Source organism: Falsihalocynthiibacter sp. S25ZX9 (assembly GCF_041205405.1).
Lineage (GTDB): Bacteria > Pseudomonadota > Alphaproteobacteria > Rhodobacterales > Rhodobacteraceae > Falsihalocynthiibacter > Falsihalocynthiibacter arcticus.
Map to the genome: position 1 here is coordinate 1 of NZ_JBGFCD010000326.1, position 283 is coordinate 283.

At 53.4% G+C, this 283-nt stretch carries 1 pseudogene; it reads right to left on the bottom strand.

The window, feature by feature from the left end:
- A pseudogene (locus AB9F29_RS22435) lies at nt 1–283 on the bottom strand (ABC transporter ATP-binding protein); the annotation flags it as partial.

Sequence of the window (283 nt, forward strand, 5' to 3'; positions counted from 1 at the left end):
GTGTTCATCCCGTCTTCAATCTCTCCCACGTGGGAAAACACGCCCATTAACGTAAACGAAACCCAACCCGTCATTTGGGCAAACCGAATGGCCAAGGAACCGGTGGTGGCGATATCACCCGCGCTCGCGGTGCCCTGAGTCCAGAAAAACAGCGTGGCGCCAACCATCACAACGGGCAAAATACCTGCGATTATCATCAGTCCAAAACGAAACTGCGCAGAAAGATAGCCAAAGTGCGTGGCCTTTGCGCGAAACTCCTTCATCGCTTTGATCGCGGCACTAT